21 protein-coding genes are annotated in these 25,559 nt (G+C 39.5%); 3 read left to right on the top strand and 18 right to left on the bottom strand.

What is annotated here, in order from left to right; genetic code table 11:
• Positions 1–393: 393 nt before the first annotated feature.
• The 3 genes from JCM15074_RS13800 (at position 394) to JCM15074_RS13790 (ending at position 1,985) form a co-directional block, all read left to right on the top strand.
• Positions 394–831 carry a DUF3010 family protein gene (locus JCM15074_RS13800; protein WP_025821728.1) on the top strand — a complete coding sequence of 146 codons (438 nt, stop codon included), beginning with the start codon at positions 394–396 and terminating at the stop codon, positions 829–831.
• Between the two features lie 74 nt (positions 832–905).
• Positions 906–1,409: a M48 metallopeptidase family protein gene (locus tag JCM15074_RS13795; protein WP_025821727.1), complete on the top strand. Its 504-nt coding sequence runs from the start codon at positions 906–908 to the stop codon at positions 1,407–1,409.
• Positions 1,410–1,523: 114 nt separating this feature from the next.
• Positions 1,524–1,985 (top strand): hypothetical protein, encoded by a 462-nt coding sequence (locus JCM15074_RS13790; RefSeq protein ID WP_025821726.1) that lies wholly within the window; start codon positions 1,524–1,526, stop codon positions 1,983–1,985.
• A gap of 50 nt (positions 1,986–2,035) precedes the next feature.
• Here the strand turns inward: JCM15074_RS13790 and mepM are convergent, their stop codons facing one another.
• From mepM to JCM15074_RS13695, 18 genes are all read right to left on the bottom strand, one after another.
• Positions 2,036–3,328 carry a murein DD-endopeptidase MepM gene (gene mepM, locus JCM15074_RS13785; protein WP_025821725.1) on the bottom strand — a complete coding sequence of 431 codons (1,293 nt, stop codon included), beginning with the start codon at positions 3,326–3,328 and terminating at the stop codon, positions 2,036–2,038.
• A 402-nt stretch (positions 3,329–3,730) separates the two neighbouring features.
• Positions 3,731–7,423 carry an AAA family ATPase gene (locus JCM15074_RS13780; protein ID WP_025821724.1) on the bottom strand — a complete coding sequence of 1,231 codons (3,693 nt, stop codon included), beginning with the start codon at positions 7,421–7,423 and terminating at the stop codon, positions 3,731–3,733.
• Positions 7,420–8,646, bottom strand: coding sequence for an exonuclease subunit SbcD (gene sbcD / locus JCM15074_RS13775; RefSeq protein WP_025821723.1), 1,227 nt, complete (start codon positions 8,644–8,646; stop codon positions 7,420–7,422). The genes JCM15074_RS13780 and sbcD overlap by 4 nt, the downstream gene beginning before the upstream one ends.
• Before the next feature lie 88 nt (positions 8,647–8,734).
• A complete protein-coding gene (locus tag JCM15074_RS13770; RefSeq protein WP_025821722.1) occupies positions 8,735–9,499 on the bottom strand; it encodes a TSUP family transporter in 765 nt (254 codons plus the stop codon).
• Between the two features lie 143 nt (positions 9,500–9,642).
• On the bottom strand, positions 9,643–11,016 hold the full coding sequence (locus JCM15074_RS13765; RefSeq protein ID WP_025821721.1) for an 8-oxoguanine deaminase: 1,374 nt from the start codon (positions 11,014–11,016) through the stop codon (positions 9,643–9,645).
• A 434-nt stretch (positions 11,017–11,450) separates the two neighbouring features.
• On the bottom strand, positions 11,451–13,412 hold the full coding sequence (locus tag JCM15074_RS13755; protein WP_025821720.1) for an NERD domain-containing protein kinase family protein: 1,962 nt from the start codon (positions 13,410–13,412) through the stop codon (positions 11,451–11,453).
• A gap of 90 nt (positions 13,413–13,502) precedes the next feature.
• Positions 13,503–13,889, bottom strand: a complete 387-nt coding sequence (locus JCM15074_RS13750) for a ribonuclease E inhibitor RraB (protein ID WP_025821719.1) — start codon at positions 13,887–13,889, stop codon at positions 13,503–13,505.
• Positions 13,890–13,904: 15 nt separating this feature from the next.
• Entirely contained in the window at positions 13,905–14,135 is a 231-nt protein-coding gene (locus JCM15074_RS13745) for an RNA-binding S4 domain-containing protein (protein WP_025821718.1), read from the bottom strand.
• 188 nt (positions 14,136–14,323) lie between these two features.
• A complete protein-coding gene (locus tag JCM15074_RS13740) occupies positions 14,324–14,863 on the bottom strand; it encodes a GNAT family N-acetyltransferase (protein ID WP_025821717.1) in 540 nt (179 codons plus the stop codon).
• Positions 14,864–14,940: 77 nt separating this feature from the next.
• Positions 14,941–15,219 (bottom strand): peptidylprolyl isomerase, encoded by a 279-nt coding sequence (locus JCM15074_RS13735; RefSeq protein WP_025821716.1) that lies wholly within the window; start codon positions 15,217–15,219, stop codon positions 14,941–14,943.
• Positions 15,220–15,334: 115 nt separating this feature from the next.
• Positions 15,335–17,152, bottom strand: coding sequence for a DUF885 domain-containing protein (locus JCM15074_RS13730; RefSeq protein WP_025821715.1), 1,818 nt, complete (start codon positions 17,150–17,152; stop codon positions 15,335–15,337).
• 134 nt (positions 17,153–17,286) lie between these two features.
• Positions 17,287–18,537: a tetratricopeptide repeat protein gene (locus tag JCM15074_RS13725; protein WP_025821714.1), complete on the bottom strand. Its 1,251-nt coding sequence runs from the start codon at positions 18,535–18,537 to the stop codon at positions 17,287–17,289.
• A gap of 2 nt (positions 18,538–18,539) precedes the next feature.
• A complete protein-coding gene (locus tag JCM15074_RS13720) occupies positions 18,540–19,160 on the bottom strand; it encodes an energy transducer TonB (RefSeq protein WP_025821713.1) in 621 nt (206 codons plus the stop codon).
• Between the two features lies 1 nt (position 19,161).
• Positions 19,162–19,566, bottom strand: a complete 405-nt coding sequence (locus JCM15074_RS13715; RefSeq protein WP_025821712.1) for an ExbD/TolR family protein — start codon at positions 19,564–19,566, stop codon at positions 19,162–19,164.
• 12 nt (positions 19,567–19,578) lie between these two features.
• A complete protein-coding gene (locus tag JCM15074_RS13710; RefSeq protein WP_084267015.1) occupies positions 19,579–20,106 on the bottom strand; it encodes a MotA/TolQ/ExbB proton channel family protein in 528 nt (175 codons plus the stop codon).
• Positions 20,106–21,461 carry a MotA/TolQ/ExbB proton channel family protein gene (locus tag JCM15074_RS13705; protein ID WP_025821710.1) on the bottom strand — a complete coding sequence of 452 codons (1,356 nt, stop codon included), beginning with the start codon at positions 21,459–21,461 and terminating at the stop codon, positions 20,106–20,108. The genes JCM15074_RS13710 and JCM15074_RS13705 overlap by 1 nt, the downstream gene beginning before the upstream one ends.
• A complete protein-coding gene (locus tag JCM15074_RS13700) occupies positions 21,461–22,243 on the bottom strand; it encodes a DUF3450 domain-containing protein (RefSeq protein WP_025821709.1) in 783 nt (260 codons plus the stop codon). Before JCM15074_RS13700 ends, JCM15074_RS13705 begins: the two co-directional genes overlap by 1 nt.
• A gap of 475 nt (positions 22,244–22,718) precedes the next feature.
• Positions 22,719–25,499 (bottom strand): TonB-dependent receptor, encoded by a 2,781-nt coding sequence (locus JCM15074_RS13695; RefSeq protein WP_025821708.1) that lies wholly within the window; start codon positions 25,497–25,499, stop codon positions 22,719–22,721.
• Between the last annotated feature and the right edge of the window lie 60 nt (positions 25,500–25,559).

Raw genomic sequence — 25,559 nt, 5'->3', positions numbered from 1 at the left:
ATATGACCTATTTAGAGCTTATCTGCCTTTTCAGTTCTAGGCGCATTGATGAAGTAGCGGCTATTTTCCTTTAAAATCAATACAATAAAGAAATAAAAAGGCCTAATAGGCCGGATTTCAAGGCTCTGCATACTGCGTTGAACATTTTAACGACTACACGAATGTGGTAACAGACTGTATTGCACGACGATATGGATATCGGAGGTAGCGTAACGCAGGAGCCGTTATCGAAGAACAAATACTGACCGAGTCTACAGCGCCTTGAATTTCCGCTGAATGCCCCCTTCTTAATATAATTGGTATAAGCAATTTATAACAACATTAGCCAAGCACTCGCATCTTCAAATTGGTTTCGTGTATAATGCCTCATTATCGATTTTATTAAGGTTTATCATGAGAGTTTGTGGCGTTGAATTAAAAGGTGGCGAAGCCATTATTTGTCTACTTAATTACGATAAGGACACATTTAATGTGCCTGATTGTCGCCAACAGTCTTTTGCAATATCAAATTCTGCAGAAACTGAATCAATTCGTGAATTCCATTTTGCGTTCAACAAATTAATGCAAGATTATCACGTAGATCAAATCGTGATTATTGAGCGCGAGCAAAAAGGTAAATTAGCAGGTAGCGCGACGAGCTTTAAATTAGAAGCTGCGATTCAGTTAGGCGACTTACCAGTTACGCTAATGAGCCCTGTTAGCGTTAAAGAGCAGAATAAGCGCAACCCACCGCAAGTTGATTTTGATGGTTTAGACCTGAAAAAATTCCAACAAAATGCTTTTGAAGTTGCTTTTGCTTTCCAAAACAAATGTATTTTCACTAAAGCCTAATATCAATTACATAATTATTAGACTTAATGAGATAAAGCCAGAACTAAACTGTTCTGGCTTTTTTACAGGCCAATATGACACAGTTAACTTATTTAAATCACTACCCTGACTCAATCAAACAACAAGTTTTACAACTTATTGAGCAAAATAAACTTGGAGCGACACTAAAACGCCGTTATCCGCAAATTCATCAACTTGGTACTGACAAAGCCCTGTATCAATATACCCAAGCGATAAAACAACAATATCTCAAGCAAGCGGCCCCACTTTCAAAAGTTATTTTTGATGACAAGATTTCATTAACGCACCAAGCACTTGGGTTGCACTCATATCGCCCTCAGGTACAGGGAGCTAAAACCAAAACCAAGAATGAAATTCGGATATCCGCTCGATTAAAACGCGTGCCAGAACCACTTCTGCGTATGGTTGTTGTGCATGAGATTGCCCATTTAAAAGAGAAAGATCACAATAAGTCTTTCTATAAACTGTGTTGTCATATGGAGCCGGATTACCATCAACTTGAATTTGATCTTAGACTGTTACTCACTGCCATCAGCATTAACGATAATCCTTATTGAGCTGAGTTAAACGGATTAAGTAAATTGTGAGCCACCACAAATTACACAGAAATATCATTGACTGATAATTATTTTCATTTACAATCTCGTTAAAGCCTTCTTAGTGAGCTAGTGATGACGATGGCAACCCTAACAGAATTATCAATCAAGCAGTCAAAATACCAATATAAGCTGGAAAAGTATCAGCACAAACTTAGCCTATTACCTACCAAATATGATAATCCTTTAAAGATCTTAAAAAAGACCTTTAAATATCGATATAAAATTCAAAAACAGCTAACTAAACTCGCACTTTTGAAACGGCAAATGGTCGAACATAACTCGGCATTGATAACAGCCAAGAACATAGTTCAGCAGCCAGTAACGGCAGTATTATCAGAACCACAGCAGCATAAATTTTACCACCTTGATGCCATTGATATTAAGGTGGCTCAAACCGAGATCGAAGCAGAAAGTTGTCAGCAAGGACAATGCAATATCAATCGACCATGTCGAGCTAAACCTTGCAAAAATTGCCCTGCTCTACAAGGATTAGCCTGTCGCTGCGCCATTAAGAGAGCACAACGAATGCAATAAAAAACCGCCAAGCGGCGGTTTTTATGGTTAACACTCGTATGAGTTAATCATTAACTCAGTGTCATCATCAATTTTCGAGACTTAACCAATTGCGCAAATTGAGTTCGCTCTGCATGGTTTAAACCATTTTCCATTGGGATTTTAGCAGTCATAGGGTTAACTGGATGACCATTAATCAAAAACTCATAATGCAGATGTGGACCAGTTGTTCGGCCGGTATTACCTGAAAGCGCAATCACTTGACCACGGCTAACATGTTGCCCTTTCTTAACTAATATCTTTGATAAATGTAAGAAACGAGTTCGATACTTGCCACCGTTATTAATCACCACATAAGTACCGGCATATTTATGATGCGGTACCACTAAAGAAACAATACCATCACCAGTAGCCAATACTTGAGTCCCAATTGGCACAGCAAAATCAACCCCATTATGAGGAGCAATTTTGCCGGTCACAGGATGTAATCGATGTGGGTTAAACTTAGAGCTAATACGGTACATATGAGCCAATGGTAAACGTTGGAAAGCCCGAGTTAGGCTGTGTCCATGTTCATCATAAAAATTACCATCAGTAAATCGATAGGCACTATATACTTGCTTACCAGAAGCAATTTCAATGCCTAAAATATGACTTTCACCGGTTGCTTCACCTTCAACATATTGCTTTGAAAGCACCACAGAGAATTTATCACCCGCACGTAAGTCGCGACTAAAATTAATCTTCTCTTTTAATAATGATTCAATATGTTGTATTTGCGCAGCTGACAACCCCGCCTTTTCAGCTGACAGGTAAAATGAGCCATGAATATCTCCAGTGACAACATGTTGTTGCCAGATACCTTTGATTTCTTGAATTTTAACGTCGTAACTACCATCACTTGCTCGAGTGAAAATAGCCTGTTTAGCGGCGCTAAAACGTAATTTAAGTTTATTAAGCTGACCTTGATCGTTAACCCAAAATTCAATGCGATTACCCGGCATAAGGGTATCTAGCACTAACACATTTAAATCAGCTTCTAAGACCTTATACATCGTCTGTTGATCAACACCAGCTTCAGCAAATAACTTACTTAATGTGTCGCCATTCTCAACGATTTGATCAAAACTGGGGCCAGCATTCATGGTTAACGATTGCGGTAAGGGATCCGCTGCGGGAGCAGTAAGATGAGATAAGTCAATCGCAACAGGAATACGCTTATCTAATTCAAAATCTTGACGAGGCCACAATAGCGCGATGCCAACAACACACCCACCAATCATTAGCAGCTTTTTTTGTTTGGCGGTTAGCTCTTGATAACGCAACTGCGACATTTTTAACCACTTGGTTTTACCAAATTGCAATTTTTTATTCACCCTTTAACACAATTAATGATAAATACAACTTTATGAATGAAAAAATTCAGAACAATATGCTGCAGACGTCACGTTATACCAAAAAATTAAAGGATGAAAAAGCACTAATATTATGATTTAACAAATAACTCGTGCTCTATTGATCTATGTAGGTGTATATCCCTAAACGACTTAAGTTGAATAACTCAGTGGTAATTTAACCTGCTCTTGACAAGGTATTGATTACAGTTAATGGTTTAAAATCAATAACCAGTATAAAACAGGTTAACCTGCATCAAAGAATGCCTTCAGCAAGCCCATTTCTTTGTTATATCTATTTAAAGGGAATGCGATTCCTGAATAGATGCGCTTAGAATTGAACTTGCTTGAGTGCGTCTAAAAATAGTCATTTCAGCTTGTTTGAGTATAAACAAATTGATTATCTAACTTACTCATACCAAGACCATTCATCTTAGTCACTTTAATTTGATTAGGAATACGTTCCTTCATCGCCTCAATGTGGCTAATCACACCAATGGTTTTACCTGTAGCATGTAAATTGTCTAAGGCATCTAATGCCATATCTAATGTTTCACTATCTAAAGTGCCAAAACCTTCGTCTAAAAATAGCGAATCAATGCTGGTTTTATGACTCACCAAATCAGACAGCGCTAACGCTAACGCCAAGCTCACCAAGAAGCTCTCCCCACCGGATAACGTTTTAGTATCGCGCACCGCATCAGCTTGCCAAAGATCCAATACCTCTAACGCTAAATTATCAGAGTCCTTACGTGCCAACTGGTAACGGCCATGTAATCTTGCCAACTGATTATTGGCTAAGAAGACTAAATGCTCCAAGGTCAATCCTTGAGCAAATTTACGGAACTTATCGCCACTTTTAGCACCAATTAAGCTATTAAGATAACTGGTATCATCATAGTGTTGTTGGGCTTGCTCAATTTGAGTCAATAACGTTAACTGCTGTTGCCTATATTGTAGATCCAACTTAAAACGCTCCTCCAATTGAGTACGCTTAACCGTTAAATCTGTTGCAATCGTTTCAAGCTGCTGCAATTGAGCCATCACTTGAGTCAATGAAGACTGCTGGTATAGCTCGCTGTGTTTATCAGCGCGTAATTGTGTTAATTCATTATCAACCATCGCAAGCTTAGTCTCTAACGCTTGTTGCTGCTGTTGTAATGATTGTTTTAACGCTAATAGCTGATGTTTTACTGCTTCATCTAATAAGGCAGCTTTAAAAGCTTGTTCATCACTAAATGGGCTATCTTCTATCGCTTGCAGCCATGTTGTTAGTAACCGCTCAATTAACTGACCTTGTTCGGCTATTGAACTATTAATATGATTCAATGCACCTTGTAACTGTGCCAATTCGGCAGTGATTTGATTAACACGACGCTCTATTTCTATCTGTTGCTGGCGACGTGCAATCAATCTCTGTTGACTGGCCTCTAGTTCAGTATCAACTACTTTATCGGCAAATAGAGCATGTCTCTCATCTTGAGCTTGCTGTTGCAAAGTCTGTAATTCGAGGACTTGCTGTTGATGTTCAACAAAAAACTGCTGCAACTCATCAAGTCGTAGCTCACAATGTTTCTGATCGGCTTGTAACTGGGTCAATTGCGGCTCGGTTGTGGCTAATAATTGTTTTGCCTGCTGCCATGCCAGTAATTTGGTTTCTAATTGCGCTAACCACGGCAATAACTTATCCACATTAGGTAAGGTTAAACCGTGGCTTTGCATTATCGTTTGATAATGCAGTAATTGTTGTTGTTGTTGGTCACAAATCCTCTCAATAACAGAGCTGCACTCACTCAATTGCTGCACTAATTGCAGCAAGTTAGCTTCGATGGTACTTGCCTTATATTTTATCTGTTGGATCTGCTCGGTTTGCTGATATTGTTGGCGCTCTACGACTAATAATTGCTGCGTAATTTCATTCACAGAATCAAGCTGCTGCACTAATGATTGCTTAATTTGATTATTTTGGTCCAAATATTGTTGTAAAGCGGCATTATCATCAATATCCAGCTTAACCGCTAATGTTTGGCAAGTTTGCTGCCAATGCAATATCAGCTCCTGACATTGCTTATCAACAGCATCAATTCGAGAGACTAAATCATCGATATAAGTCTGTTCATTTTCACATTGTAATTTAGCAGCTTTACCTTGATCGGTAATTTGAGCAACTTGCATCTCCAAGTCAGCTAACTCAAGTTGTGCTACAGATTGGTCTAAATCTGAGTATTGTGTCACCAATGGATGCGAGGTTGAGCCACATAATGGACAAGCTTGATCCGCTTGCAGTTGCGCACGCAGCAGGGCCAAGTCCATAATTTGGCTTTGTTGTTCAACAATAATCTTCTGCTTGTCGAGCAATGGTTTTATCGATTTGTATTGCGTCAGCAATTGTTGTCGTTGCTCACCAAATTGCGCTAACGTTTGCTGATGTTGATTCAAGCTTTGGTTAAGCTGACTTAGTTGTTGTTGGAATTCAGCATAATATTTATGTTGCTGGCTTAACTCATAACGCTGTTGTTCGCTATGCTGTATTTGCTGCAATTGTTGCTGTAGTTGCCCCTGTGTATGCTCACCCAATAGCTGCTGCTGTTGTTGCTGTAATTGCTCAAACTTATCTCGTTCAATAACAAAAATATGTTCCGCATTGCTCACTTGCTGCAATATCTGTGTCTGTTCAGCTTGTAGATTTTGTTGAGTCACTAACAGTTGCTGGTTTTTTGTTTGCTCTTGGATTAACTGTTGTTGCTCTGACTGCATAAAAACAAATGCTTGCTTCCAGCCACTTAATTCAGCCGTAAGTACCTCACCTAATGCAAAATCAGTCACGGTTAACTCTGCTGATTGTCGCTTAGTACTTAATTCAACTAATTGCTGCTGTAATGACTGGTGCTCTGCTTGCGCCGCTAACTGTGATTTTTTAAGTTTATTACCCGTTAACGTTAATGTTTCACCTTGCTGGAGATATTGCTTAATTTGAGTATCTAATGGTGCGACTTTTTTAGCCGTTACCTTTAAATTGGCATCATCGAGCTCTGCTTGTTCAACATCAACTTGTGCTTGTTGTAAAGCTGATGTTTGCTGACTTAATTGCTCATTATGAGCATTTATTGTCGTTTGTTGTTGCTGTAACTGCTGCTGCAACTTGGTCGCTTGTGCCTGCTCTTCTTGTAAACGCTCATATGCTGATCGTAATTGTTCTGCAGGCTCACTTAATGCAATCTGGTCTAACTCAGCCTGATGAACATGTTGGCGTTCAGTTAATTGTTGTTGTTCAACTTCAATTTGCGCTTTGGACGTTTGCCATTTTTGAAATTGCTGCCACCAATGTTGCTGTAATTCGAGTTGTTGCTTTTGCTGTTTATGCTCAGAAAGTTGTTGATTAATCTCAACAGTTTGCGTTTCTATCTGTTGCAACTGCTCATCGGTTAACAGATCAAAGCCAGCATTTTGCTGCTGCAGTCGCTGCAATTGCTCTTGCGCTTCTTTATTTACTTCAAACACACGGGTTGAAATTAAGCCATAAATTTCAGTCCCAGTCAGTTGCTCTAGCAATTCAGCACGTTCACTGGCGTCAGCATTTAAAAATGCAGCAAACTGCCCTTGTGATAGCATCATCGACTTGGTGAACCTATCGAAGTCTAAACCTGTTATTTGCTCAATTAACTGCGCTTTGCTTTTAACTTGTGATGCTAATATTTCACCATCATTTACTTTGGCAAGTTCAACCTGTGCATCTTGTAAATTACCATCGCTCTTACCGCGAGAACGTCGCTGACTCCAATAGGCACGATAAGCCACGCCTTTGACTTCAAATTCAACCTCTGCAACACAATCTGCTTGGCCACGAGTCATTAACTCGTTACTGGTTTTAGAGATATTGCTTAATCGTGGTGTACGATGATAAAGCGCCAAACAGATAGCATCTAAAATACTGGTTTTACCAGCACCGGTTGGGCCAGTAATTGCGAATAAGCCATTTTGTTCAAATTGACCAGTGGTAAAATCAATCTTCCACTCACCTTGCAAAGAGTTAATATTCTTTAAACGAACCGATAAAATTTTCATTCTGCCTCCTTGCTTTGTACATCATTGACGACTTGACTGAATAGTTGTTGCAACCGCCCTAAACGTTGCTGCTCTGGCTCTCCTTCAAAATGCTCACTGGCGAGACGTCGATCAAATACCTGCTGCACATCAAGTTCCGCAAGCGTTTCTTTATGTTGTTGTTCAATCGCTTTAGTTTGCGAGTTACGTTGCCGCGTCAACTGCAACACTTCAATGGGCCTATCATCAATTAACTGTATAATTCGTTGCTGCAAGTCAGTGAGATAATCTTGGGCTTGCACTTGTACACTCAGCCAGATGGTTTGCTCACCGCTTATGTCGATATTATCAAGTTCAGTCTTAATAGAGGCTAAATCGCCTTTGATATAATACAGAGGTTGAAAAGTTGGGATTTCGATTTCACTAATTACGGTTTGAGCTGCATCAAACTCAACCAACATCAGTTGCTTCTGCTGCTTTAATTCATCAAAACTCAACGGAATAGGTGAACCGCTATAACGGATATGTTCTGTTTTAGCGACTTTTTGCATCCGATGGATATGACCTAGCGCGATATAATCTGCTGCAGGAAAATGATGAGCATTAAACGCATCTAAGCTACCAATATAGATATCACGCACTGAGTCTGATGTTGATGCGCCCACTGTCGTTAAATGGCCTGTCATGATAATAGGCAAGGCTGGAGAATATTGAGCTGCTAACGTTTGTGCCTGTTCAAACAAGGTTTGATAATGAGTCGCGATGGCATCACCTAAACGCTGCTGCTTTTGTTGCTCGCTCTGCCCAGCTTCACTTAGCACCATATCTCTTGGTCGTAAAAAAGGCACCGCGCAAATTACCGCCCCCGCCTTACCCGTGCGATCATCAACGCAAAATACTTGTTTATCAAGGTTATCCGATGCTGCTGCAACTACATGAGTATTTAGACACGCGAGCAATGACTCTGATTCATTTAGTGTTGCAACTGAGTCGTGATTACCTGCAACAATAACTAACCGACAATTAACGTGCTGTAATGCCACAATGAATTGGTTATACAAGGTGCGAGCATAGCTAGGAGGTGTACCTGTATCAAAAATATCACCAGCCACAATCAGTAAATCGATTTGTTGCTTAGCAATAATCTCAATTAACCAATCTAAAAAAGCTTGATGCTCGGCTCTTCGGCTCTTACCAAAGAATGATTGACCCAGATGCCAATCTGAAGTGTGTAAAATGCGCATTAACAGCAAGTTCTCGTCTTAAGTCTTCGCCATAGTATGAAGCAAACAACTATAAAACAAAATCTTGCAGCTAATGCATGAAGACTATTTAACCAAAATAATCAAATAATAACTTGGCGCTCATCATAATCGACATAGTCACAACCAAAGGCTTAATCACCTTAGTCCCCTTACTCACCACCACTTTTGAGCCTAAAGTTGCGCCAATCGCTTGCCCAACTAGCATCAAGCCCCCTAACACCCAAACGACTTTACCGCCTAGAGCAAAGAAAATTAGTGATGAGATATTGGTGGAAAAATTCAGTACTTTGGCATGCGCAGTGGCTTTCGCTAAACCAAAACCCGCTAATGAGACAAATGCTAAAGCGAAAAAACTGCCTGTGCCCGGTCCAAAGAAACCATCATACACGCCAACACCTAATGCAGCGGTAAAAGCAAACACAGTTGGCGTTAATAGTTGCTGACGATCATCATCTGACATATTTTTTGAAAATAAAAAGTAGCCACCAATAACCAACATCAGTATCGGCAAGATACCACGCAAAATTTCAGCATTAATCTGCTGCACTGCAATCGTGCCTAACGCAGAGCCAACAAAGGCACACGCAATTGCTAATTTAAGATCCTTTAATTTCACCAGGCCTTTACGAATAAAATAAAAACTTGCAAAAAAACTACCACCACAAGCCTGTAATTTATTGGTTGCAAGCGCTGTTGCAGGGGACAAACCTGCCCACATCAAAGCAGGAATCGTTAATAAACCACCACCACCAGCAATAGCATCAATAAAGCCCGCTAACATAGCGACTGCAAATAAAAGTGCGGCTAATTCAAAAGTTAGTTCAAACGTCATATTATTTTATAGGGAACAAATGGAGTTAGATGATGTGAGCGAGTATACCTCACTTTAGACTGGCATTAATCAAGCAAATGATATTTATAAAAGCACTAACAAAGGGTTATTGCCCTTTGTTAGTATTTAATTACCTTGTCTAGCTAGAGTGATTGCGCTAGACGCATTGCACATTGGCTATGTCTAAACTGTAACTCAACCAAGTCCATTACCGGATTAACAATTTCAGCATTTTTTACACGCCATTGACCTGCAACCATCACCGCATCCGCTTTATAGGCTCCACATAATATTAATGCTGCTAACGCATCATGCGCGCCGGAGAAGCGACACTCATCTAACTTGAACATCGCAATATCGGCTTGCATGCCCACGGCTAGAGACCCAATATCATTGCGTCCCAATACTGCGGCAGATCCCGCAGTTGCCCACCTTAATGCATCAATATGCCCCATTTCATTAGCTGGATAATGTAATCGGTTCAACAATAATGCTTGGCGTACTTCTTGAATCATATTTGAACCATCATTTGAAGCTGATCCATCAACAGCCAAACCAACTTTAGCTCCTGCACGTTCTAATGCTAATGTTTGGCATAAGCCTGAAGATAAAATCATGTTCGAAGATGGACAATGAGCAATACCCACTTTGGCTTGGCCTAAGCGGTTAATTTCTTGCTCAGTAAAATGAATACCATGGGCTAACCATACTTTATCGTGCAACCACCCCACAGACTCAAGATAATCCAAAGGTCTTAAACCAAACCGTTGCAAACAGAATTCATTTTCATCATGGGTTTCAGCCAAATGGGTGTGTAACATCACATCATGTTGTTTAGCCATTTTAGCCGCAGCAACCATCAGCTCTGATGTAACTGAAAAGGGTGAACATGGTGCTAAAGCAACTTGAATCATCGCGCCATGGTCACGTTGATGATATTGCTTAATGACCCGCTCACAGTCATCTAAGATTTGTTGATCAGTTTGTACTGCTTGCTGGGGCGGTAAACCACCGTCTTTTTCACCAAGACTCATGGAACCACGAGTTAACATCACCCTTGCTCCCATTTTATTGGCGGCATCAACCTGAATATCCATCGCTTCAGTTAGCGCTTGCGGATACAGATAATGATGATCTGCCACAGTCGTACAACCTGATAATAATAACTCAGATAAACCAAGTGTCGTGGCCGCATGCAGCATATCAGGCTGAAGCCGTGCCCAAACAGGGTACAATGCTTGTAACCATGGAAATAACGGTTTGTTTAATGCCGCCGGAAATGCGCGAGTTAATGTTTGATAAAGATGATGGTGAGTATTAATAAGGCCGGGAGTGACAACCAGCGACGATGCATCAAAAGTGTTATCTACTGCGTGTTGAGGCTTAGCGCCATTCGCAACCAGTTCAACAATTTGACCATTTTCAACGACGATACCACCACGGGCGTCAAGACCATTGGCAGTAAAGATAGCAAGAGGATTTTTTATCCATAAACGTTGCGATAATAATTGAGACATAAAAGCTCCTGTAAGTCATCCATTGATTCACAGGTACACGAGCCAGCACACCTATTAGCCACTCATGCACCGCTATGACTGCAAAACAGTCGTCGAGCATAGCAGTGACCTAAGGTGTTAATCTGCTTGTTTGATTATAAAAACATCTTGAAAAAAAAATGTGTCAATGGACACATTTTCTGCACTAAAAATAATCAGCTGATAAAAGAGCGTAAATCGCGTAGCAAAAATAAATGCTCCCGAATAAAGCCCCCTAACTATCAAATAATTGTAAAACCATCAGTTAGCTCAGGTTGTACAAATTTGAAAAACAAAACTGCAAGGGTTAATACAGATAGCATTGCAAATGTTGGCATACTCTTCTTTGTATACCCAAACGACCTAAGCTTGATATTTAAGGTCGTTTGGCTATATCACCTACACACATAATGTCATTAATCATCAAACCCAAATAGTGCCAAATATTGGCTGTTCGGCGCTAACATATATTCAAATTTTAGTACTTTTTTACATAGTTGATAAACCGTCTCACCCAATAGTTCTCTATCAAGTAATTCAAGTCGCACGAGTAAACTTGATGTATGCAATTGCTCAGCCGTTTGATGCTCACTTAGTACATCAACAAAACTCGCTACTAACCCATAGAGATCTTTTTCAGCATCACCTTCAATTTCCCAATAGATAGGATCAGCATATTGCTGTGCATAATGTAATGAGGCAATATCCATCCCTAAACCAAAGTTAACTAAAATCGAAACCTCACTATTGCATATTATATTTTTAGGGCAAATAGCACCGTGGTAGATATCCATTTGATGAATATATTGTAACGCCGTCAATAACTGCTTAAACCACAACTTGGGTTGACCAAGTTCAATAGTCGTTAACTCATCTAAAGAAAGCCCCTTAATCCAATTTCGTACAATAAAAAGATCTTGAGTTTGAGGTAACTGACCAAATGCCAATACGCGTTCAATATGTGGGTGATAAATATGAGACAGACTGCGATATAAGTTACTGAGTTTAGGCCAATGCTCAACCACATTTTTGTAGAGTCCAATGCCGCATTGATATTGACCTTGAATATGTTTAGCTAACCATAGTTCACTATCATCAGAGCAAATGATCTGTTGCTCTAATAAATAATGGTGATCAACAACTGCCCCCGTTTTAATCTCGATAGCAGTGGGTTCAACGTCACATACACCGGATTCAAGTAGCGCAGATAAATCACACCTTAAGGCATCTAAATCAATAGTACTGCCCTTTTCTGCTAACCGATACCATTGATAAATCCGAGGCTGTTGAGTTTGTTCAGCCAAATGTTTGAAGCGATAGGCATACTTAGCAATATCATTATCGATACTAATATTATTTTTAATATCAATATATTCAACATCGCCATTAGTTGACACAAAAATACAATTACTCGACCAACCACCAATACTATAACCACGTCGATGTATTTGCTGTAATCCCGTTACCGAGCGGCGCAATATTTCAAGGATCTGATATGTCGTTAGCGTTTCAGACTCAAGTGCATTTAGTGGCATGCCTCTTGGCATTCTAATCGGCAATACCAACTGCTCCCCATCCTGAATCAACGGCGCACAATATGGTACAGTGCAGCAACCAGATAATTCCTGTAAAATTTTAAACTCATTGCGTAGTGCTTGTTCATGGTGTTGTAACTGTTCAGGATCATCAAATTGCATTGGGATCAGAATTTTGAGCAGCCAAGGAGCAGTCCATTCACCCGGACTATACTCTGCTTGCCACACCTCTAAACCATGATGCATAAACAAACATTTGAGTTTAATAAAATCTTGAATGCGGTTATTGCGTTGCTCAACTAACGCCACTTGGCCAATGGTATCTAGTACTAATTCTTTTTGTTGATGCGTAACCTGATGCGCAATTGGCGCGGTCAGTCCCCACTCATTAGTTAATGCATTAATAATTTGTTTTGGAGTATAGATACTTAATGAACCGTCATCTTTTTCTAGTTCAATTTGTTCACCTTTACGGCCAGTCACGAATACCATTCCCTGACACCAAGGCGCATAAACACCAACAGGAATTTGATGCTTAACCTTACCAGCCAGCACTCGTGCCACATAATTCGCTTTTGATAAACTGTTATCAACATCGCGGCCATCTAATGACCAAGCATGTAAACCTGCATTTAAGTGGCCAATGTAGCCTTTAACATCCACTACATAAACGCCCCACTCACCCACAACCAAGGCATCTACTTCCATTGCTTGGCCTGATTTGGTCGGAATTTCAATATTGGTCAATAAAAAATAATCTTCGGGCAGCTCGTCAGCAAGCACACCAAATGCCCATCGTTCGGCTTCATTAACAGGGGTACCAAAACTAATATGTTTAGCCATACATCTCTCCTTGTGTATAACTCGATGGTAATCTGAGCGGCACAAAAAAACCACCCGTAGGTGGTTTTATATCGCTAATTTGCAATTAGCTTAGTGGTGGCAGTGATCGCCACACTCGTGGTCATGATCTTCACCAAGGTCATCGCCTTCTTGGTGCTGCATCACGCCCCAACCATCACTCATTCCGCCAAACTCTTCAGCGAATAGGTGTAATTCAGTTTCTTGCTCAACAACAGCGGCATATTCTGGGATCATCTTTAATGTAACAATCATTTCCCACTTGCCTAAATCATCATTCAGATTCAGTTCAGCTTCACAGTCTAGCTCTGATGCTAAAATTTCTGCTAATGCCGACTCAGCGTCACGTTGGTCATCAAAAACAATAAAGAAATCAATATCTAATTCTTTTGATAAATCAATGCCTGACTCAGCCATTGCCGCTAGCATTTTACCGTTATCATCATCTGGAAATTGCATAATATTACCCTAAGATTATTCTTGAACGACTTTAACCAACTCGCCATTAAACTCAACTAGATCACCCGCTACGATCTTATTACGTTTACGAGTTTCTACTTGACCATTTACCTTAACCATACCTTCACTAATGACATGCTTGGCTTCACCACCTGCACTCATTAAGCCTTGGACTTTAAGTAATTTGTATAACTCAATATATTCTTCGCCACTGCGAAGAACTAATAATTCTGCTTGTGCGCTCACAGCATTGCACCTTATCAACATAAAAACCGCGTCATTATATACCCAAACCAACTGAAGTTGCTATTTTCAGAAACACTTAATCAAGTGTAGTACTCGATATATTAATGCACAGTTGGCATTCTCAGTTGACTCAATACAAGGATAAAGTGAGGCTGATTAAGGCTTTCTTTGATGATGACAAATCAGATTTATTGAGTTTGATACTCATGCTCAAGCAAGCCCCAAAAATAATCATCATGCCATTGTTGGTCTATCTGGTTATTGTCACGCAATAAGCCTTCTTTTATAAAACCTGTCTTAATTAAAACATTGGCAGAAGCAAGATTATTGATATCTGTTAATGCTGTCACTTTATGCAATTTTAATATCTTAAAACAATAATCCAATACAAATCTGAGGCTTTCTGTCGCATAGCCTTTACCTTGCATTTGTGGACTTAACAGATAACCCACTTCGGCCTGAGCTAACTCATCTGATATGGCTCTTAAACCTGTAATCCCGACGGGCAAACCTGAATCTATCTCTTCAATAAGCAAGGCTAACCATTCTCCTGACTCAAATTGCCATGGCAAACAGCATCGATTAAATTTATTCGCTATCTGCTCTGCTGTTTCAGGCGTACGTACATAGCGATTAACTTCTACACTAGAATGCAGATCAAAAAAGAACGACCAATCTTGTTTAACCAAATAACGTAATTTTAAACGTTTCGTTAATCCATAATGCATAAGGAAACATGCCCTAACCTTGAAAATAGTCGAAAAAAATGGCAGCTATAGCTGCCATTCAACATAATCGAAATAGATTAGCCGCGGCTAGTCACTTCAAGTAGGTGGTAACCGAACTGAGTTTGAACAGGACCTTGTACGACATTTAATGGCGCGCTAAACACTACATCATCAAACTCTTTTACCATCATGCCAGGGCCAAATGAGCCAAGCTCACCACCTTGTGCGCCAGATGGACACTTAGAGTGTGCTTTTGCCACTTCAGCAAAATCAGCACCTTGATCTATTTGATCTTTAAGTGCTAAACATTCTTGCTCAGTACCGACTAGAAGATGACGCGCTGTTGCTTGAACCATATTGAACTCCTATGTTGAGTCATTAAAAACTCAATCTAAATGTAATATCTAATCAACTTAATCATTTAAGTAACTGAATGATAGATTACGATATCAAACAAAAAAGTAAACAGCTTTAAGCTGCATTTTGCTCAATCCATAAATTTATTTTAGCTTCCATCACCGCCATTGGTAATGAACCTGTTGTTAATATTTGATCATGAAATGCTTTAATATCAAATTTATCGCCTAATGCTTTTTCAGCCTTATCTCGCAACGCCAAAATTTGTAATTGGCCTACTTTGTACGATAAGGCTTGCCCCGGCAATGCCATATAACGTTCAACCTCTGCTATAACATCAGATTCAGCCATTGGCGAGTTGTCCTGCATATATTGAATCGCTTGTTCTCGACTCCAACCATGATGATGTAAGCCAGTATCTACAACTAGACGCATAGCCCGCAGCATTTCATCTGATAATTTACCAAAGTATTGGTATGGATCATTAAACAACCCCATCTCTATACCAAGGTATTCAGCATATAACCCCCAGCCCTCTTCAAATGCGGTATACCCGCCAAAACGTTGAAATTGCGGGATCCCCTGTAGCTCTTGCTTAATCGCGATTTGAAAGTGATGTCCAGGAGCAGCCTCATGCAGCGATAACGTGGTCATGCCCCACTTAGGCTGTGCTTTTAAGTTATAGGTATTAACATAAAAGATACCGGGTCTTGAACCATCCACAGCGGGAGCTTGATATGATGCCCCTGCAGCAGAACGCTCTCTAAATTGCTCTACTGCTCGAACTTCATAATCCGCTTTAGGTTGAACATTAAAATATTCTGGTAATTTTTGATTAATTGTTGTCTTTATCGAACTATATCCATCAATCAAATCTTGTTTATCTTTAAAGAAATAATTAGGATTTGAGCTTAACTCTGTAAAAAATGCCTGCAAATCCCCCTCAAAACCAACTTGCTGCCTAACGTTATCCATTTCAGATAAAATTCGGGCAACTTCCTCTAATCCTAATTGATGGATCTGCTCTACTGGCATTTGTGTCGTAGTATGAGAATTTGCAAGATGCTGATACCAAAGTTTACCATTTGGTAAGCCCCACCAACCATCGGTAGCACGTGCCTTAGGTAAATAATCTTGTTCAATAAATTGGCTTAATTGTGACAATGCAGGTAAAAGTCGCTGACTTATCATCTGTTTGTATTGTTCAGTCAACTGCACTTTATCTTGTTCACTAAAATCATTAGGAAACAGATTGATTGGCTGATAAAAAGTACTATTTTCAATATTCTCGACCTGTTGCGCGTCAATTTGACTCAAGAGTTTTTCAACTAACACTCTTGGCAACACCACTTTACTCTCAATGCCTTCATTCATACGTGCTTTGGCTCGATCTAACCAACGAATAAAGCCATCAACACGACCAATCCAATTATGATAATCTTGAACAGTATAAAATGGCTGCGCACTTGAACCCGTGCCTAACTGAACCATGGTTATAATCGGATTATAAAACTGATTCATCGGAATAAAACGCATCGGAAAGGTTTCTGCAACTAACGCCAGCTCTCTGTCGTAAATAAACATCTGATGGCTTAATTGCAGCTCTTTTGGCAATTTTATAGTATCAATTTTTTTTGCCAGTACTAGATACTGACTATTAAGCTGATGCTGTTTATGCAGGTACTGTTCAGATAAAGACTCACCGTATTGATCATTATATTGATTGACACCTACATAAGTAGCATGGATAGGTTCAAGGGCTAATTGTTCTTGAAAGAACTGATCTGCCAACGTTAAATATTGCTCTTCCGCAGTAGTGACAGATTCAGCATTTTGTTGATGTGTATTCTCACTATTAGATTCAAGGACTTTTGAACATCCCGTAACCCCCAAAATGCAATACAGTGATAACACCAATAATTTTATTTTCATCGAATTCCCTGTCTCTTTATTAATAGTTATCAATCTGTTACAAACTGAATATAAAAACTAACACAAAACTCTTGTTCAACACGATTTTGTTATAAAAAAAGCCCCATATAGGGGCTTTAATACAGTCATAAAATCTATAAAGCTACATTATGAACTCGAGCCTTCTCTTTAATATAAGAGATATAGCTCTTAGCGCTTCTGGCCGTTTTCTTATCATTAGCTGCCAACTTAGCTCTTGAGTATGCAGATTTATACTGCTTCAAGGTTAAATATGCTAGAGCCAACTCAAACTGTGCTTCACCTGGATTTTTTAAACCAGCATCAAGTGCTTTTTTAAATACAGGAATTGACGTTTTCGTTTTCTCATCTAATGCTAAAATTCGACCTTGTTTTAGGTATAACTCGCCATCGTTATCCATTTCTGCTGCCATACCATAGTATTTTGCAGCTTCTGGTAACTCTTTTGCGTTATGGTAAAAACCCGCTAAGATCTTATAATTTTTAGCATTTTTCTCAATTAAACCTGAATTCATGTGTTTAATAAAGATTTTAGATGCCTGATAAGGTGCATTGTTTTGCGCCATTAACTGAGTCAAACGGGTAATGTTTGCCGCAGTTGTTAAAAAACCACCTTTATAAGCGATATCATAAGTCACTAACGCTTTTTTGTAGTTTTCTGTAATCAGGTAAAACTGTGCTAACTGTACCCAAAGCGTACCATCTGATGGCCATAACGGCACCATAGTCTCAAGTACTCCTACAGCATTTTTATATTGCTTCTTATTAAAATAAGCAGTCAATTTCATTTGGTATAAACCCTTATCAGGCTTATCAACCATTTTTAATGCTGTATTTGCAACTTCAAGTACTTTGTCCCATTGCTTAGTTTCAGTATAAGCAACACCAATACGCTTATACACTGTTGCATCTTGCTTACAAGTAAACTTCATCCAGTCATAATAATATGGGATTGCTTGTTTAAACTGTTTTTCTTGCAATAACAAATCGGCATATAAGCGCATGGTTCCAGCGTGATCATTACCACCAAGGATATCTGCTTTAACCGCAGCACCAAGATACTTCACCGCTGTTTTCATTTTACCTTGCTCAGCATAAAAATTACCGAGCATACGATCGACATAAGCTTTATCAAAATCGTTTTTAGGGTTAGCTTCAAGAAGCACATTAATCGCTTCATTAAGATTACCTTCTTGGTAAGCCTTAAATGAACGCTGTACTTTTTTAGCCACACTTTGACCCACAGCTTTAGATTGACGCTTTTCAATCGGACACTTTTCAGCTGCAACAGCTACTGGCACATAAGCCAATGAGCCACCACACAAAGAAAGCATCAAAGCAATTGCAAGTTTATTCGACTTACGCATCTCTATTTGCCTCCTTGGTTAAGTTTAAAGTCCAACTGTACAGTCAAACCAGGCTGTTTAATGGCTTTACCATCAACAATCTTAGGCTTGTACTTCCACTTTTTAAGCGCTCTTACCGCTTCACGGTTAAATACACGCTTAGGTTCAGCTTTGATAACTTTTACATCTTCAACACCGCCTAACTCGTTAATTGTAAAGCTAAGTTGTACCCAACCTTCTTTACCATCTCGAGCGGCAGCAATTGGATATTGTGGTTCAATACGCACGATCGGTGTTGCATCACCATCACGTGTCATCATATTACCAAGTTTAAAGCCCGTGTCTGGTCCACCAGCTTCAACACCACTCATATTAAACGCCATATTAGTGTCAATATCAGAAGAGCTATCAGGCGGAGTAACATCCGGCTTAGGTGGCTGCTCTGGTGGCGGTGGTGGTGGTGGCTTTACTCGTTTTTTGTCCTGGACTTTTGAGTCTTGCCTATCCATAGTCAGTTCAATGACTGGCGATTCTTCAGAGGTGTCGGCACGTTTAGCACCGCCCCCCACAAGAAATGCCATGAAAACAAACAAGGCAAAAGTCACAGCACCACCAACTAACAGTGATACTAGTGCTCTAAGCATATTATTCGTTCCCCGCTGATACTGAAATTTTAGAAATACCAGCTGCTTTTACATTATCCAATACTTTAACAACTAGACCATGTTGTGCATCTTTGTCTGCTTGAATAAGTACAGCTGCTTCTGGAGCCTCAGCCAACATACGTTCAACGTTTGCAGTTACACGTTCGATATCAACTTGACGGTTTTCCATCATGATAACGCCGGTTTTGCTCACGCCAATGAATATATTTGCAGATGGCTTCTTCGTTGATTGTGACGCCTCTGGTTTGTTGTAATCTAAGCCTGAAGGCTTAACAAACGAAGTGGTCACGATAAAGAAGATAAGCATAATGAACACGATGTCGAGCATCGGTGTCATATCAATTTGCGCTTCTTCATCTACGCTAGAGTGCTTTCTACGTGCCATGTTAATCTCTCTCTAATGGTGCGACATGCTGTCTTTAAGACGTTGTAGACTGATTTTCATTTTGCTATCTAATCGGGTACTAAAGAATACGCCCGATAGTGCCGCGACCATTCCTGCCATTGTTGGCATGGTCGCCATTGAAATACCAGCTGCCATCATACGAGCATTACTCGTGCCATGAACTGCCATCACATCGAATACTGAAATCATACCCGTTACGGTACCTAGCAAACCAATCATAGGACAGATGGCTACTAGTGTTTTAATAATCAGCATACGTGCAGTTAAATCTTGCTTTGCTTGGGATACCCAAGCTTCACGAATGCGGTGTGCATACCAAGAAGTTGTATCTTCTCTTGCATCCCATGCGGCAATGATATCTTTATGCTGTTTTGGTGATATCCAAGTTAGATACCAAAAACGCTCAAGCATCAATACCCACATAAGAAACAATACTGCCGCAACCAACCAGAGTACGTCACCTCCGGAGGCCATGAAGCCCCTGACGGAATCCCAGATGTCCATCAGGTATAGCATCATTATGCGTTCCTCTTCTCAGCATGTGCCGCAACAAGACCTGCACTTTGTTCTTCAAGAACTTGTACGATCGACTTACTACGTGCCACAACAATTGCATGTAACAACATTAATGGTAACGCAGCAACAAGACCCTGTACCGTTGTCATCAATGCCATAGAGATACCACCAGCCATTAGCTTAGGATCACCTGTACCGAATAATTGAATACTTTGGAAGGTTGCAATCATACCGGTTACCGTACCTAATAGACCCATCATTGGTGCAATCGCAGCGAGTACTTTAATAATTGAAATACGAGCTTCTAATGCTGGAGTCTCTTTTAGAATAGCTTCGTCAAGTTTTAACTCTAATGTTTCAACATCAACATCTTTATTATCTTGATATACCTTTAAGATACGGCCCAGTGGGTTGTTACCTGGATTATCAATATTCTTACGCTGGCTATTCACTTTAGCACCAACGATATAAAGCGTAATTAAGCGCTCTAATGCAATTAATGCACCTAATGCTAGCAACGCCATAATGATGTAACCGATAGTACCACCAGCCTCAATACGCTCTTCAAAAGTTGCTTTTTGAGTGAAGATATTTAGTAACACACCTCGAACAGGGTCAATAAATAACTCAGCAGTACCACTTGTTGCAGCTTGGAAAGGTGCAACTGTGCTTACCACATAACCATCAGGTTGTTGTGATAATTGCTGAATTAAGCCAAGCTCAGGGCTATACACAACATATTTGCCATCAGTTAGTAAGTTAAAGTTACCAACTCGAGTCACTTTAGTTTGGTTAACGTTACCGTCAATATCAGTTACATTGGCATCAAACGTGACAACTTTGCCAGACTGAACCATCTCAAATAACTGAGTTTCCCAAAATTTTTCTAATTCATCGATTTTTGGTAATTGCTTACGCGCACCTAAATCAGCAATAAATGCATCACGATCAGGGTATTGAGCCGAAATGTTAGAACCAACCAGTTTACCAGCAAAATCACCAGCTTCACCTTTCACTACACCAAACATCTCACCGATATCGGCAGTAGCATCTTTAAGTGCTGTTTCTAACTCAGCAATTTTGCGTTCATTATCTAAAAAAGCTTGGTTCAAATCTTTACCACGTTGAACTTCAGCAGCTAAAGATGCTTTTTCACGTTTTAATAATGCCGCTTTATCACCACGCTCATTTTTAAACTCAGCTTCACGGGCTTTGTTCTGACGAGCTTGTTGTGAACGATCGTTTTGTACTTTTTGTAATAATTGATCAATAGATTGCGGAGCATCTGCTGCACTAACCATTCCTGATGTTAGTGTTAAGCTCGCAGCAACGATTGCGGTTGTAAGTAACTTCTTCATTATTGTGCAGCCTCCGCAGCAGGTACTGGTAATGCGAATAGATCCGGTGCACCCTGTTTACGTGCAATTCGGATACCCTTTGTTAACTCACGTAAATGGCTATCTTCTAGCTTATCCCACGCTTTAGTTTCAGGGTTAAACATCCAACCAGACTTTTGATCTAAACTTTGTGCGTATAAGCCAACACGGCCCAAATTGAAGATATCAACTAAAATATCTTTACCACCGATATTTACAGTACCTTCTTTCACTGCAACAAAGTTACCGTATTCACGCTCAATACTGTACGCGTCTAAAATTAGACGATACTTTTCAGCCAAAGAAACATTTGATGAATACAATAACTCTTTTAAATCTTGTACACGCTTAGCACGTACTTCAGAGTTGAAAGGTAAATCAAGTTGTACAAACTGTTCTAGTGCTTCAACCATCTTAAACATTAATGGCACAACACCTTGACGAAGAGAATCAACGCCATCAATATCAGCTTGAATTAAGTTCATTGTTGCTTCTTGATCAGCAACAAGCGTTGCTACGTAATCATTGTACGCTTTAAGTGATTCACGCTCGTCAACCACAGAGCCATATTCAAATAGCATATCTTGAGCTTGGTCAAAATATTTATCGACTTTCTTCTGTGATGCAGCAGCTTCAGTTTGAATCTTACCGTCTGCGTTCTGCACTTGGGTAAGTGGATCTGCAATAACTAGGTTACTACCCACTAATGCCAGTGCGCCAACCAATGCAGTAGCGATTTTTGTTCTATTGCTTACCTTGGACATAGTTCCCAACCAATTTGAAGTTAAGTAAAAGTTCTAACTTAACAGTCTAAGTCCGAATGTTAATCTGTTGTTACAGCATCGTACTAGCAATTAAGTCTGTCTTTCTATTATGTTTGTTTATTTTTATGTGTCATATCTATACCGCTATTGATATAGACCCATCAGAATCATTTCACAATCCGTTGACTTCTGTCAACATATCAGACCGCGCATTCTTTACATTTTCACAGCTTTATATACATATTTAGTTTTGAAGGGCTTTTTTTACACATTTCACAAACAATAATAATGGAGTAATTCTCAATTGCATTTAAGGTAAGCGATTCAAGATAGGCAAAACAAGTGCCAAGTGTGGAGGATATGAGGAAAGTCTCATAAATAAATTATGTCTAATCCTTTTATTTAGCGATTTATAAACAAAAACACCAAGCTCGCACTTGGTGTTTTAAACAACTATTAATAATTTTTCTATAAGTTAAAATTTATAATCAGCTTGGATATAATAAGTTCTACCGTACGAATCAGTATAACGAGGATCATAACCAACTTGGTGACCAGAACCACCACCTCTTAACGATAATGCTGGAGCCTTATCAAATAAATTATTTACACCAGCCATAACAGATAAATTATCATTTACAAAATAACGACCTTGATAATTAAATGTTGTATAAGATGGTACACGTAATTGAATATCAACACAGTCACCTAATACACCATTTGTGTATGTTACTACTGCACAACCACCTTTAGATTGGAATTGATCTTGATATCCTGAACGGTATTTAGCTATTAAAGTATTTTGGAAGTCGCCAGTAGTCAAAGTGGCACCAATCTGACTAATAACACGGAAAGTTACCGAATTATTTTCACCAAACTTACCCATGCTAGATACAAATACATCATCAGTACCTGGTAAGGTATATTCACTTTCCATCATATAAGTACCAACAAAGTAAGTACTTAAATCACCCCAACCTAGTTCATAATTATTACGAACATCCCAATCTATACCACTATTTTTAGATTTACCAATATTCACATCAGCTTGAATAATTGCAAGCTCATCTTCATTAGTAGCTAAATTTCTCTTAGTTGTAAATAAATCTCTATAAAGGGCTGGATTACCAAAAATTTGTGCTTCACTTAGAGATGAAACTTGGTCTTCCATCTCAACATTCCAGTAGTCAATTGTTATGCTAAAGTTAGAATCAGGAGCATATACAAAACCTACTGAATATTGCTCTGATGTTTCAGGTTTTAAATTAGCATAGCCTTGCGTAAATACAGAATACTGGCTTCGTCCTGATAAACAATACTGAGCTAAAGGATCTCCTGACGGGAATGGACAAGCATAACTATCGCTAGTCACACCAGACTCTTGACGAGGCTGAGCAATACCCAACATAGATGGAGCTTTAAAGCCAGTACCGTAAGACGCTCTCAAAAGTAACTCGTCTGTTACCTGGTAACGGGCACTCAACTTGTATGTGAAATCATCAAGAGTATCATTAACAGTAAAGCCGTTAATTTTATCATCGACACCACCAATAGCATCGTAGCGACCTGAGGCTGTGATTTCTAAATCTTCAATCACAGGTACAACTAATTCAACAAAACCACCGTAACTATCTCTTTCTAAGTCATATACGTCACCTGTCGATAAGAAAAGCAACTCAGCATTTTTATTTGCTTCTGATATATCTCGTTTATAAGATGTCATTCTATAATCGCCACCAAAGCCTAAATAGGCTTCCCCTGCTGGCATTTCAAATACAGGTAATGACCCTTTAAAATCTAAACCAGAAACCTCAACTTTTGTCGTATTCCAATTTCCATGATAAATTGCAGGAGCAAGAGCTTCAGCACTAGCAGCATCCAATTCACTTCCTGGAACAAATACGTTCACAGCACCAGAACTAACAACATCAACAAATTTATCTCTAATTAACCAACCAGTAGGGTAATCTTGATCTCTATCATTTGATGAATAAAATAGTCCAAAATCATAATCAAATTCACCGAAGTTACCTTCAAGCCCTGTAACTAAATGAACTGCTGTTGTATCATATTCTGTAGTACGGTTACCCGCAGGAAGAGCACGCCATCTAGCATTGACATCTAAGTTACCTGCATCATATGCAGCTTTTTCAGCATCAGTTAAATGTGGCACAATATATGTTGATACTAGATCTGATGATGCTGGTAGTGGGAAGTAACCAGTCGGATATGGAGCAATCCTAGTTGTCATGCTATTTTTAGCATAAATTGCCTCAGCATAAAGTTTCATCTCATCATTGATTTCAAACTGAGCATTTAAAAAAACGGTATCTCTTGAACTTTCAGGTACAATCTCAATCGTACTTGTATAGTCGAAGAAACAATTTGCACCTACTTGAGAATTATTTTCAGCACATGAACCATTAGTAGCCAGATATGGATTAAATGCTCTCCAGTCCCCCCCAGCCTCTCTTACGCGTGCATTTGCTGGAATAGCATTTCCAGAACCATTAAAGAAAAAATAGTCTTGTCCATTATTTTGGAATGGAATCATACCCGTTTTCGCAAAATCACGATCCTTAGACGCTAATTGCTCTTGCTCATCGTGAGTATACGATAACATGACATTGTAGCCATCAGTGTCAACATCACCAAAACCGAAAGTCATGCTCCCATTCCAACTTTCACCACCAGTTTCCTGTGGCTTGTCATATCTTGCGCTTAATTCAGCCCCTTGAAAGTTATCTTTTAATATAAAATTAACAACACCAGCAATTGCATCTGAACCATACAAGGCAGAAGCACCATCCGTAAGAACTTCCACTCTTTCAATGGCTGCTAGAGGAATACTACCTAGATCAATTGTACTACCAGAAGTTGATGGGGCAATACGCCGACCATTAACTAATACAAGTGTATATGATGCACCTAAATCATGTATAGAAGCGGTTTGTAAACTACCACCTCCTCCGCCAACAGAATCGGCGGCAACAGCAAAACCCTGCATTGATGGCAATTGTTGAATTAATTCGGCAGTATCGATGGCGCCTGAACGAGTAATGTCTTCAGAAGTAATTACTGTTACAGGTAATGCTCCTTCCATATCTGTACGTTTGATACTTGAACCCGTAACTTCAATGCGTTCAATTTCATCACCTTCTGCAGCATATACAGCTGGTGTAGTAAATGCCGCAGCTGCAGCACCTGTCATTAGGGCGTAGCGTACAGAACGTGTCAGTAAACTATTGTTATACATCTTTCGTCTCCCAGGAGTCTTTGCTCATTATTATATTTGCTTCAATTTGTACTGATTTAT

It is taken from the genome of Shewanella marina JCM 15074 (genome assembly GCF_000614975.1).
GTDB classification, from domain to species: domain Bacteria; phylum Pseudomonadota; class Gammaproteobacteria; order Enterobacterales; family Shewanellaceae; genus Shewanella; species Shewanella marina.
Note: the sequence above shows the minus strand (reverse complement) of the source record. Positions and strands in the feature narration are given on the sequence as shown.

Excerpts from the sequence above, each read along its gene's own strand:
- JCM15074_RS13700 (WP_025821709.1), bottom strand. The coding sequence starts at position 22,243 with ATGTCCAAGGTAAGCAATAGAACAAAAATCGCTACTGCATTGGTTGGC.
- JCM15074_RS13780 (WP_025821724.1), bottom strand. The coding sequence starts at position 7,423 with ATGAAAATTTTATCGGTTCGTTTAAAGAATATTAACTCTTTGCAAGGT.
- JCM15074_RS13735 (WP_025821716.1), bottom strand. The coding sequence starts at position 15,219 with ATGGTTCAAGCAACAGCGCGTCATCTTCTAGTCGGTACTGAGCAAGAA.
- JCM15074_RS13740 (WP_025821717.1), bottom strand. The coding sequence starts at position 14,863 with ATGCATTATGGATTAACGAAACGTTTAAAATTACGTTATTTGGTTAAA.
- sbcD (WP_025821723.1), bottom strand. The coding sequence starts at position 8,646 with ATGCGCATTTTACACACTTCAGATTGGCATCTGGGTCAATCATTCTTT.
- JCM15074_RS13800 (WP_025821728.1), top strand. The coding sequence starts at position 394 with ATGAGAGTTTGTGGCGTTGAATTAAAAGGTGGCGAAGCCATTATTTGT.
- JCM15074_RS13770 (WP_025821722.1), bottom strand. The coding sequence starts at position 9,499 with ATGACGTTTGAACTAACTTTTGAATTAGCCGCACTTTTATTTGCAGTC.
- JCM15074_RS13710 (WP_084267015.1), bottom strand. The coding sequence starts at position 20,106 with ATGATGCTATACCTGATGGACATCTGGGATTCCGTCAGGGGCTTCATG.
- JCM15074_RS13795 (WP_025821727.1), top strand. The coding sequence starts at position 906 with ATGACACAGTTAACTTATTTAAATCACTACCCTGACTCAATCAAACAA.
- JCM15074_RS13725 (WP_025821714.1), bottom strand. The coding sequence starts at position 18,537 with ATGCGTAAGTCGAATAAACTTGCAATTGCTTTGATGCTTTCTTTGTGT.
- JCM15074_RS13765 (WP_025821721.1), bottom strand. The coding sequence starts at position 11,016 with ATGTCTCAATTATTATCGCAACGTTTATGGATAAAAAATCCTCTTGCT.
- JCM15074_RS13790 (WP_025821726.1), top strand. The coding sequence starts at position 1,524 with ATGACGATGGCAACCCTAACAGAATTATCAATCAAGCAGTCAAAATAC.
- JCM15074_RS13730 (WP_025821715.1), bottom strand. The coding sequence starts at position 17,152 with ATGAAAATAAAATTATTGGTGTTATCACTGTATTGCATTTTGGGGGTT.
- JCM15074_RS13715 (WP_025821712.1), bottom strand. The coding sequence starts at position 19,566 with ATGGCACGTAGAAAGCACTCTAGCGTAGATGAAGAAGCGCAAATTGAT.
- JCM15074_RS13750 (WP_025821719.1), bottom strand. The coding sequence starts at position 13,889 with ATGCAATTTCCAGATGATGATAACGGTAAAATGCTAGCGGCAATGGCT.
- JCM15074_RS13705 (WP_025821710.1), bottom strand. The coding sequence starts at position 21,461 with ATGAAGAAGTTACTTACAACCGCAATCGTTGCTGCGAGCTTAACACTA.
- JCM15074_RS13720 (WP_025821713.1), bottom strand. The coding sequence starts at position 19,160 with ATGCTTAGAGCACTAGTATCACTGTTAGTTGGTGGTGCTGTGACTTTT.
- JCM15074_RS13755 (WP_025821720.1), bottom strand. The coding sequence starts at position 13,412 with ATGGCTAAACATATTAGTTTTGGTACCCCTGTTAATGAAGCCGAACGA.
- JCM15074_RS13695 (WP_025821708.1), bottom strand. The coding sequence starts at position 25,499 with ATGTATAACAATAGTTTACTGACACGTTCTGTACGCTACGCCCTAATG.